General features: G+C 65.8%; 10 protein-coding genes. 3 read left to right on the top strand and 7 right to left on the bottom strand.

Features of this window, described 5'->3' with window-relative positions; translation table 11 throughout:
- Positions 1-101: 101 nt before the first annotated feature.
- Positions 102-1,052, bottom strand: coding sequence for an aminopeptidase (locus N5096_RS02215; RefSeq protein WP_267662709.1), 951 nt, complete (start codon positions 1,050-1,052; stop codon positions 102-104).
- A 176-nt stretch (positions 1,053-1,228) separates the two neighbouring features.
- Between N5096_RS02215 and N5096_RS02210 the strand changes: the two genes are divergently transcribed.
- Complete coding sequence (locus tag N5096_RS02210) at positions 1,229-2,296, top strand: type II glyceraldehyde-3-phosphate dehydrogenase (protein ID WP_267662708.1); 1,068 nt, start codon at positions 1,229-1,231, stop codon at positions 2,294-2,296.
- Positions 2,297-2,335: 39 nt separating this feature from the next.
- Here N5096_RS02210 and N5096_RS02205 read toward each other — a convergent pair whose 3' ends face one another.
- The 5 genes from N5096_RS02205 to N5096_RS02185 form a co-directional block, all read right to left on the bottom strand.
- Positions 2,336-2,512 carry a hypothetical protein gene (locus N5096_RS02205; protein WP_267662707.1) on the bottom strand — a complete coding sequence of 59 codons (177 nt, stop codon included), beginning with the start codon at positions 2,510-2,512 and terminating at the stop codon, positions 2,336-2,338.
- 181 nt (positions 2,513-2,693) lie between these two features.
- A complete protein-coding gene (locus tag N5096_RS02200; RefSeq protein WP_267662706.1) occupies positions 2,694-2,993 on the bottom strand; it encodes a WNWW family protein in 300 nt (99 codons plus the stop codon).
- A gap of 93 nt (positions 2,994-3,086) precedes the next feature.
- Positions 3,087-4,097: a hypothetical protein gene (locus N5096_RS02195; RefSeq protein ID WP_267662705.1), complete on the bottom strand. Its 1,011-nt coding sequence runs from the start codon at positions 4,095-4,097 to the stop codon at positions 3,087-3,089.
- A gap of 571 nt (positions 4,098-4,668) precedes the next feature.
- On the bottom strand, positions 4,669-5,142 hold the full coding sequence (locus N5096_RS02190; protein WP_267662704.1) for a redoxin domain-containing protein: 474 nt from the start codon (positions 5,140-5,142) through the stop codon (positions 4,669-4,671).
- A gap of 93 nt (positions 5,143-5,235) precedes the next feature.
- Entirely contained in the window at positions 5,236-5,739 is a 504-nt protein-coding gene (locus tag N5096_RS02185) for a DUF367 family protein (protein ID WP_267662703.1), read from the bottom strand.
- Between the two features lie 438 nt (positions 5,740-6,177).
- Here N5096_RS02185 and N5096_RS02180 point away from each other — a divergent pair, with 438 nt between their 5' ends.
- Positions 6,178-7,437, top strand: coding sequence for an inorganic phosphate transporter (locus N5096_RS02180; protein WP_267662702.1), 1,260 nt, complete (start codon positions 6,178-6,180; stop codon positions 7,435-7,437).
- Between the two features lie 103 nt (positions 7,438-7,540).
- Here N5096_RS02180 and N5096_RS02175 read toward each other — a convergent pair whose 3' ends face one another.
- Entirely contained in the window at positions 7,541-8,002 is a 462-nt protein-coding gene (locus tag N5096_RS02175; RefSeq protein ID WP_267662701.1) for a hypothetical protein, read from the bottom strand.
- 849 nt (positions 8,003-8,851) lie between these two features.
- On the opposite strand from N5096_RS02175, the gene N5096_RS02170 reads away from it, so the two are divergent.
- On the top strand, positions 8,852-9,055 hold the full coding sequence (locus tag N5096_RS02170) for a DUF6116 family protein (protein ID WP_267662700.1): 204 nt from the start codon (positions 8,852-8,854) through the stop codon (positions 9,053-9,055).
- Positions 9,056-9,109: the final 54 nt, after the last annotated feature.

Here is a 9,109-nt window from a genome sequence, read left to right as displayed (position 1 = left end):
CCGACTCCCTCGCGGGCTCCTCGCGGCCTATCGGCCACTCGGAGGCGCGCCACCGTATCGGCTATTTATAAGTGAATAACTCGTCTCCGATGCGCCCACCCCTACGCGGTCGGCAGCTCGACCTCCTCGCCGTCGGCGTAGACGGTCGGGTTACGGAGGATGCCGTCGAGGTGGACCGGCGCGTCCGTCTCCCCGCCGATCCCGGCGTTGTCGCCGATCGCGATGTGGACCGTGCCGCCGGCCTTCTCGTCGAGGAGGACCGAGCCGACCAGTTCGTCGACGCCGACGTTGGTCCCGATCCCAAGCTCGGCGAGGTTGTACGCGGCGTCGCCGACCGACTCCGCGGCCGCCTCGACGTCGGCGCGGATCGCGTCGTCGTCGATGGCCGTGACCTGACCGTCGTCGACCTCGAACGTGAGCGTTCGGTCCTCGTCGAGCAGCCCGTGGGGCATCATCGTTCCGTCGACGACGTAGGTTCCGGTCGCGGTCTCGGGCGCGACAAAGACCTCGCCGGCCGGCAGGTTCGAGAAGTCCCCGGAGTCGCGCACCATCCCGGTGTCCGAGAGCCACTCGCGGTCGCCGATCCCGAATGTGACGTCGGTGCCCGCAGGCGAGGTGACGCGGACCTCGTCGGCGCCGGTGACCTGCGCGAGCACGTCGTCGCACGCGGCCTCGATGGCGGCGTAATCGGCGTCGAGTCCGGTGGTGAACACCTCGGCGGTGATCCCCGGGAGCGTCGCCCCGCGGGCACCGGCGTCGCAGGCGGCCCCCCGAGCGCGGGTGTGGCTGAGGCTCTTCGTCGTCGGCGCGAGGAAGACGTCGCTCTCGGCCATCGCGGCCGCCACGGGCGCGGGCGGCTCGGTGCCGTGTTGTTCGGCCGGCGGGTATCGGAGGACCGTCGCGTCGCCGCTGACGGCGCTCGCGGCCTCGTACAGCGCCTCGCCGATCGGTTCGCGCTCGTCATCGGTGACGACGACGACCGACTCGTCCGGCGCGACGTTCAGACACTGGTTCACGGCGGTCGCGGCCGCCTCTGCGAGGTCTGCGCTCATGCCTGATCTCCGGGTCTCGCGGGGGTAAATCCTTCCCACTTGTTTATTTTACTCCCTTTCGAAACTCAGTTACATACTCGCGTCACGCGAATCAACCGACTGATTACTCACGCCGTAGTTAATTTCTTTCCAAAACCCTCGAAAAGATTATCCCGGTACGGAATCGAGTGAACTCCATGATACGCGTGGGCGTCAACGGCTACGGCACGATCGGGAAACGGGTCGCGGACGCGGTCGCCGCCCAGGCCGACATGGAACTCGTCGGCGTGACGAAGACGACTCCGAACTACGGGGCCGAGGCCGCAATTCGGCGCGGATACGACCTCTACGTCGCGATCGACGACCGGGCCGACCAGTTCGAGGCTGCCGGCCTCAAGGTGACGGGGACACTCTCGGACCTCCTCGACGCCGTCGACGTCGTCGTCGACTGTTGTCCCTCCGGGATCGGCGAGCGCAACCGATCGATCTACGAGGCCCACGGCGTGCCCGCGATCTACCAGGGCGGCGAGGACGCCGGGATCGCTGATGCCTCGTTCAACGCCCGCGGGAGCTACGAGGTCGCCCGCGGCGCCGACTCGCTCCGCGTCGTCTCCTGTAACACCACCGGGCTCTCCCGGCTCCTCGCGCCGCTCGACGAGGCGTACGGCATCGAGAAGGCGCGCGTGACGCTCGTCCGGCGCGGCGGCGACCCGAGCGAGACCGACCGCGGGCCGATCAACGACGTCGTGCCCGATCCGCGGACGGTCCCCTCCCACCACGGCCCCGACGTGAACACGGTCCTCTCGGACGTCGACGTCGACACGGCCGCGCTCCGGGCTCCCGTCACGGCGATGCACACCCACAGCGTCAACGTCACGCTCGACGGGGACCCCAGCGCCGCCGCGGTCGGCGCGCTCCTCGCCGACGAGAGTCGGCTGTTCCTGATCCCCGAGGGCGCCGGTATTGACGGCGCCGGCGCGCTGAAGGACTACGCCGCCGACGTCGGTCGCCCGCGCGGCGACCTCTGGGAGAACTGCGTCTGGGAGGAGTCGATAAGCGTGGAGGGACGGGACCTGTACCTGTTCCAGAACGTCCACCAGGAGGCCGACGTCGTCCCGGAGAACGTCGACGCGATCCGGGCGTTGATGACCGACACGCCCCGAGAGGAGTCGGTCGCGCGAACCGACGAGTCGCTCGGGGTCGGCCTCGACAGCCTGCTCTCCGACGGCAACAGCGCGCGGAGCCCGCTCGCCGCGGACGACTGACGCGCTCCGCGCAATCGACGACTTCCCCTTTTCGACTCCTTACCGAGACGGCAGCGTCACGAGGAACGTCCGCCCGCCGCGGCGCTCCAGCGCCACCTCGCTCCCGCGCACGCGGTTCATCCGAACCCGGTCGGCGATCCGGTCCGTTCGGCAGTCGGTGACGTCTTTCCGCGTCGGCGCCGCGTGCCGCGGCCGGTCGTGAGTGCTCGCGCTCATATCTACATCGTCGACCGGAACGCCCCTATAACCGAGCCATCCCCGGAGTGAAACTGAAAGTAAACGTGTCGTCGGCGAACGCCGTCGATCTTCGTTCCGATCCCGGTTTCGACTGCGCTCCCGCAATACGGGCCTCCCACGCTCCCGACTTCTCGCACTCCTGACCTCCCGCGCCGCCGACCTACCGCCGGAGCCCCGCCTCCTCGTCGTCCTCGACGAACCGGACGCTGAAGTAGTCGTATCCGCCGTAGGCGGCCTCGAGCGCGCCGAGCCACCAGTTCCAGCGCTCGACGAGCGAGGAGCCGTCGGGCGCGTCGCCGAGGTGGTCGACCACGCCGGGGACGGTGAGCGCGTGTCCCCGGTCCTCCGAGGGTCGCCCGGAGTCGGCGAGGTCGCAGGCCGCGCGAACGACCGATCGCCGCTCGGGCTCGGTGCCGCCGAACTCCGCCGCAAAGGCCTTCTCCAGACGCTTTCTCTCCATGTGAGAGGTTATGGCCGCCGACTATATGAGTCGCGTGGTAGGGGGTGGCACGTCCGGTGTCGGCGCTCCACCGCCCCTCGCTGCCGACGGGAGTCACAGCCGGGCCGCGAGCGCGAGGAAGAGGAGGCTGAACGGCGCCGTCAGGAGCGTCAGAAGGAGTCCGGCCGCCGCCTCGCCCGCCGCGAGGGTCATCGCGAGGCCGACGACGAGCGAGGCGGAGCCCGCGATCGCGAGGATGACGCGCTCCGGGACGCTGGCTCGGTCCGGCCCGTCGCTCCGGGCGAGCGTCGCGTCCAGCCCCCGCTCGACGTCGTCCGCGAGTTCGGTCGGGACGAACAGCCACGGCGTCGACCGGTACCAGGCGTTCCCGCGGTACGCGAGCAGGAACGCGGTCGTCCACGGGAAGTCGATCCGGCGCGTCCGGACCACGGACCCGAGGTCGTCCGAGCGCGTCCGGTCGTGGCTCCGGGAGGTCCGTTCGACCGTCTCGGCGACCGGATCGAGCCGCAGGTCGCTCCCGCGCGAGCCCGCGAGTATCGGGAGGAACAGGAAGACCGAAACGAGCGCCGGGGCGAACGCCGAGAGCAGCGACCGCGCGGCGGACAGGGGTCCGGGTCCGATCGCCGCGACCGCGACCGCGAGCACGGCTCCCGCCCCGGCGAGCGTCCAGCCGAGCCGGAACTCCGAGAGGTCGAGCGAGTAGTCGCCGAACTGCGACCGGAGCTCTCGGCGGCGCTCCGGGGACGTCCGGTCGTACGCCACCAGCCAGTAGAGCAGCGACATCGGACCGCCGACGAGGAGGACGACGAGCAGCGCCCACGTCGACGCCGGTGGCCCGCCCCCGCCGAGCAGCGAGGCGGCGACGCCGACGGCGGCGAACAGCACTGCAGCGAGGACGAGTCCGCCCACGGTCGCGCTCGCGCCGAGTGCCAGCGACCGGAGGCGCTCGAAACGGACCGGCCCCCACTCGACGGGGGAGAGGTCGGGGGCAGGGTCGAAATCGGAGCCGCGAGTCGCGGCCGAATCGCCCGCTGAATCCGCGTCGATCTCTCGGTCCATCGGCGGCGCTGTCCCGTCGACGGACGCGTCGGACTCCGAGGGCACACGCGGCCGTTCGGGCGGTCGGGATTTAAATTCGGATCGTCGAAGCGGTCGGTAAATGGGTCCGACCCTCTCGGTCCCGTCGAGTCCGGGCGTCCGCGGTCCGAACGGTCGCGACGGCGAGTATTCACCAACTGGCGCGCGCCTCCGAGTGGCCGATAGGCCACGAGGAGCGCCACGCGAGGGAGTCAGTCGCCCGAAGCAACGCCGAGGGCGACTGACGAGGCTGGGGAGGCGTGAGGTGCGGTGCTGTGTGGGGCGGGACTCAAAGGGGCAGCCGCGAGGCGGACGCAGGCGACGCAAGGACCGCAGGGAACGAGCGTAGCGAGTGACCGAGGACCGCAGCGAGCGTGCGTCCGCCTCGCGGCTGGGGCGTTGGAGGTGTGTACCGCAGAGTAGTCGATCGCGTAGTACCGAGCGGCTGGGGCGTTGGAGGTGTGTACCGCAGAGTGGTCGATCGCGTAGTACCGAGCGGCTGGGGCGTTGGAGGTGTCTCCCCTCGATATTCCGTCAGTCGATTATAAATGATCGACGGAAAAGTGACCGAATCCGCTACTCCGCGATGAGCGACGTGCTACGCGCTTTCGGCCGCGTCGAGGACCGCCTCGTAGTCGGGCTCGTTGGTCGGGTCGTCGGCGATCCAGTCGTAGACGACCTCGCCGTCGTCGTCGAGCACGAACACGGCGCGGTTCGCGATCCCGTGGAGGCCGAGCTCGGCGATGTCGATCTCGAGGTCGTACGCCCGGATCGCGTCGCCGCCCATGTCGCTCACGAGGTCGAACTCGATCCCGTGCTCCTCGCGGAACGCGCCCTGCGAGAACGGGGAGTCGGCGCTGACTCCGAAGACCGTCGCGCCGGCCTCGTCGAAGGCGTCGGCGTGCTCCTGAAACGCGACCATCTCGTTCGTGCACGGCGGCGTGAACGCGCCGGGAAAGAAGGCAAGGACGACGGCTCCGTCGCCGAGGTGGTCGTCGAGCTCGAACGGCTCGTGGTCGCTCGTGCCGATCGTCGCCGAGATGCCGGGTGCGGTGTCACCAGTGGATACCATCGCCGACCGATACGTGCGATTCGGGCAAAAGGCTTGCCGCACCCTCGTTCGGTGCCGGTACCGACTCCCCCCTCGTCCGGGGCGCTCGCCGGGTCACTCCCGATCGAGGTACTCCTGCTGGACCGCGACGATTTCGGCGGAGTCCTCGCAGTCGGCGTACCGCCTGAGCGGCTCCTCGTTGAGGTCGAGAAACGTCTCGCCCCAGGTGAACTTCGCCATAACCTGCTCCGCGTGGTCGGGGTCACCGAGGATCGCGAGCGCGGCCGCGAACGCCTCCACGGTCGTGAGCCGCATCGGCCGCCCGAAGTTCACGGGGTTGGCGGCAACGAGGTACGGGAGCGCGCGGTGTTCGCCGGGCAGCGAGAACATCTTCTCCTCGGCCGACTCCCACGAGCAGTCGAGCGCGACGAGCGCATTTTGCTCCGCGACCTCGGCGTCGGCGGGCGAGAGCGCGCGCTCAGCGTGGGGGTTGAGCACGACGCCGTACGGCGTGGCGCGGTCGGAGCGGTGGAGCTCCGCGAGGTCGAACCGCGCGAGCTTCCGGGCCGTACACTTGTCGGGGTCGTCGTCGCCCTCGTACCGGACGTGCAGGTCCACGCGTACGAACTCGGGCGAGTCGTTTATAAGGTGTGCGGAGCGGCGGTGAGCCGGATTGAATCCCCGGCCGCGACGACTTGTGCGGCCCATTGTGCTCACCGCTCAGCCGCCACCGCTCCTTCGCTGCGGCGTCGCCGCCGTATTCATTTATAAGCGATGGTCGTCGAAAGCGGCGGTTCCTCCGCCTGCTGTTAGCTCCGGATACCGAGTTCTATTGCCATTCTCGATCGGTGATATATCTCAGCGATCGTGCCGGATACACAGCGCGCATATCGGTCACTGCTCTTTGAGCAACCCGTGTGGAGGCGAGTCGGTAGAGGCTACTGGGAATCCCGTCGTGAGGTCCTAAACCTTGGCATTACTGTTTCTATCAGTCAGAGCCGACAGTTTCGCAGTGAAACGGCACTACTTTTTCGCGTGCGACTTGATGGCACATACGTGACAGAATTACTCATTCTCGTGGGTCTGCTGGTGGCGGTATTCGTCGGGTACAATATCGGGGGGTCATCAACCGGTGTTGCCTTCGGTCCGGCAGTCGGCAGCCGGGCCGTCAGAAAAGTCACTGCCGGAGCCCTGTTTACCGTGTTCGCATTCCTCGGAGCGTGGACGATCGGACGGAAGGTCATCACGACAATGAGTTCCGAAATCGTCGATCCAGCGGCCTTCACACCCGCAGCAAGTGTTGGCGTCCTCTTTTTTATCGGGCTCGCACTCCTGATCTCGAACCTCTACGGTGTGCCGGCGTCAACCTCGATGACAGCTGTCGCAGCAATCGTCGGACTCGGATTGGCAACGGGGACGCTCAACACTGCGCTGATGTTTACCATCCTGTCGGCATGGATCGTCGCCCCACTGATCGCTGTCTTCACAGGTGCATTTATCCGCAGATACCTGTACCCACATCTCGACGCTAAATTCGAATTTGGTCGCCTTAGGAACCCGTTGATCGCAGTCGATACCCAGGGGAGACTCCCACGGCTATCGATCAACGATACCGTCTCGCCTCGGGATCTGGCCGGATCGGCGCTTGTGGTGGCAATTGCCTGCTACATGGGGTTCAGCGCCGGAGCCTCGAACGCGGCGAACGCAGTCGCCCCGCTTGTCGGTAACGGGTCCCTCGACCCCAGCCCGGCGATTCTCCTCGCAATCGGGGCCATCAGCGTGGGCGGCTTCACGATTGCCCGACGGACGCTGGCGACCGTTGGCAACGATATTACTGAGATGCCAATTCTGGCCGCGCTTATCGTTTCGAGCGTCGGTGCGACGATCATCACCGTCCTCTCATGGCTCGGGATTCCGGCGAGTCTCGCCGTGAGTACGACCAGTTGTATCATCGGCCTCGGATGGGGCCGTGCGAGCCGAGCGCGGACGCTTACGGAAATAATCAGACAGTCTCCTGCCGATGAGTCCGCTCCACAGTTTACAACTGGTGCACTCAAACTTCATCCAATTGAAAACAAAAAGGATGTCGCTGCGGGCCCGACCGTGGGCGAACTCGCTGCAGGCAAGACTCCTAACCCGGACAGGCAGCACGCGTCCGGAGAGGGGGTGTCTAGCGTCGGCGAGATAGACCCAGAAGAACTGTCCGCCGAAGGTCTGTTTCACCACGCAGCGGCAGCTCGCGTCGTGACACTCTGGGTGATCACGCCGATGATGTCGCTCGTGGGGTCCTATGTTTTGTTTTCGCTCCTCGGCTAAGAGAACGCCTTGTCTGTCCGTCGGGACTGCTTCCCGGCCGTTCGCGACTGACCGGCTGACCCCGAGCAGCGACGCGGTCTCCGGAGAGTGAGGACCGGTCCAGTCAGTGGTCCTCGGAGCTTTCGCTGAGATCAAGTCGCTTCATCTCAGTGGTTGCTGGCGGCTGGCTAGGCGGCTCAGTCTCTTTTGCGCGGACGTACCTGACACGGAGGTCGTCAGTGGCCTGTACCCAGAACTTCTCGACGGACGCCTCTCTCGCGAGGGGTAAGTCGTTAAACGCGGTCCGCCGGGCCTGCGCGTGCAGGTGTTCCCCAGCATCGTTCACCGGCCCCATCTTGATCTCGTAGTTCACTTGACTAAACTCGGTGGTCAGAGTGTCATGTAGCTCCGACGAGACGGTGACTGACGCGTCGTCGATGGCCCCGTCAACGTACGCCGGGTCGAAGGCCCCGAAGACCTCGTCTCGGTCGGGGTCGAACTGCAACCGGAGGACGTCGGTTAGGACGGACGAGTCCGCCTCACCGATCTCAACCTGTGCCTTCTTTTGCCATACCAGTCCGTCCACGGTATCGTCCGACCGATCAGCAGTCGAACAGCCAGCGAGCGACGCACCGCTGCCTGTGGCACAGAGCGCAAGGAAGCGACGACGGGAGAGTGGAGGGCTCACAGCGGAGCAAAGCGGTTCTTCGACTGAGTATCTTTCGTGAACACTCGGCGATCCGCGGAGAACCGAGGCGAATGTCTCGAGGCCTGACCCCGAGTCGGTTCACCGCCCCTCAACTGGAAGCTCGTCTCGATCACCGACACGAACGGTCGTTCCGAGAACGCCGGGACGGGACGCCCGTACGGTACACGAACAGCGTAGTCGGTTCGGTCTCGGGTCGAAAACGGCGGAATGGTGATCGTCCCTCGGGTGTTGGTATTCCGGAGCTCGACCACCACACTCCGAACAGCGACCGAGAGACGATTCATCGGCGTTCACGGAAAGGGGCGGAAACGGCGTGTGACGGTACTTTCTCAACACGAATGTCAATCGGCATTGAACCTGTGATTTTGGCGGTTTGGCGGGTCAAACGCACCGCATTTCCGGTAGATACAGACCACCGGTAGCATTAACTCACAGCCGCCGAAATTTCAGATTCCATGAGTGTCCGCACGGTACTTACTCGGCTCCTGCCCGGTGACGAGACAGAGGTCGTCGTGGAATGCCGCCAGTGCGGCGAGACTCTCACGTCGGGCACAGACGAGTGCCCGAAGTGTGGGTCAAACGGAATCGAGCGGTTCCAGATTTCAGAGTAGACCGCCCCGTTCGGCATGCATCCGTCTGCTCTGGAAGGGTGAGGAGATGGTCGTCCGAGTTGCCAGTGGCAACTCCTGCCAAAAATATATTAATTAGTCTACTCGATACGGGAACATGAGCAGTACGGCAAAATCGGCGGGGTCTATCGGCCTTGGAGCGACTTTAGGTGTCATGTTTCTCTTGATCGGAAGTCTATTTATTCTCGATCTCATCGTCCCTGACCCGGTTCCGGTACTCGACGAGATCGTTCTGTTAACGCTGACAATCGTATCCGGGGGTGGATCTTACAAATCGTTTCAGAACTGCTGTGTTGAATAGATGCTGAGTCACGGTTACAGCGGCTCACACAGTGGTTCTATGTTGGTGATGGCG

It is taken from the genome of Halorubrum yunnanense, from assembly GCF_026586675.1.
Lineage (GTDB): Archaea > Halobacteriota > Halobacteria > Halobacteriales > Haloferacaceae > Halorubrum > Halorubrum yunnanense.
This window is presented reverse-complemented; position numbering and strand designations above follow the sequence as displayed.

What these genes read in the sequence shown, in the direction of transcription:
- N5096_RS02200 (WP_267662706.1), bottom strand. Translation starts at nt 2,993, where the DNA reads ATGGAGAGAAAGCGTCTGGAGAAGGCCTTTGCGGCGGAGTTCGGCGGC.
- N5096_RS02215 (WP_267662709.1), bottom strand. Translation starts at nt 1,052, where the DNA reads ATGAGCGCAGACCTCGCAGAGGCGGCCGCGACCGCCGTGAACCAGTGT.
- N5096_RS02205 (WP_267662707.1), bottom strand. Translation starts at nt 2,512, where the DNA reads ATGAGCGCGAGCACTCACGACCGGCCGCGGCACGCGGCGCCGACGCGG.
- N5096_RS02210 (WP_267662708.1), top strand. Translation starts at nt 1,229, where the DNA reads ATGATACGCGTGGGCGTCAACGGCTACGGCACGATCGGGAAACGGGTC.
- N5096_RS02170 (WP_267662700.1), top strand. Translation starts at nt 8,852, where the DNA reads ATGAGCAGTACGGCAAAATCGGCGGGGTCTATCGGCCTTGGAGCGACT.
- N5096_RS02190 (WP_267662704.1), bottom strand. Translation starts at nt 5,142, where the DNA reads ATGGTATCCACTGGTGACACCGCACCCGGCATCTCGGCGACGATCGGC.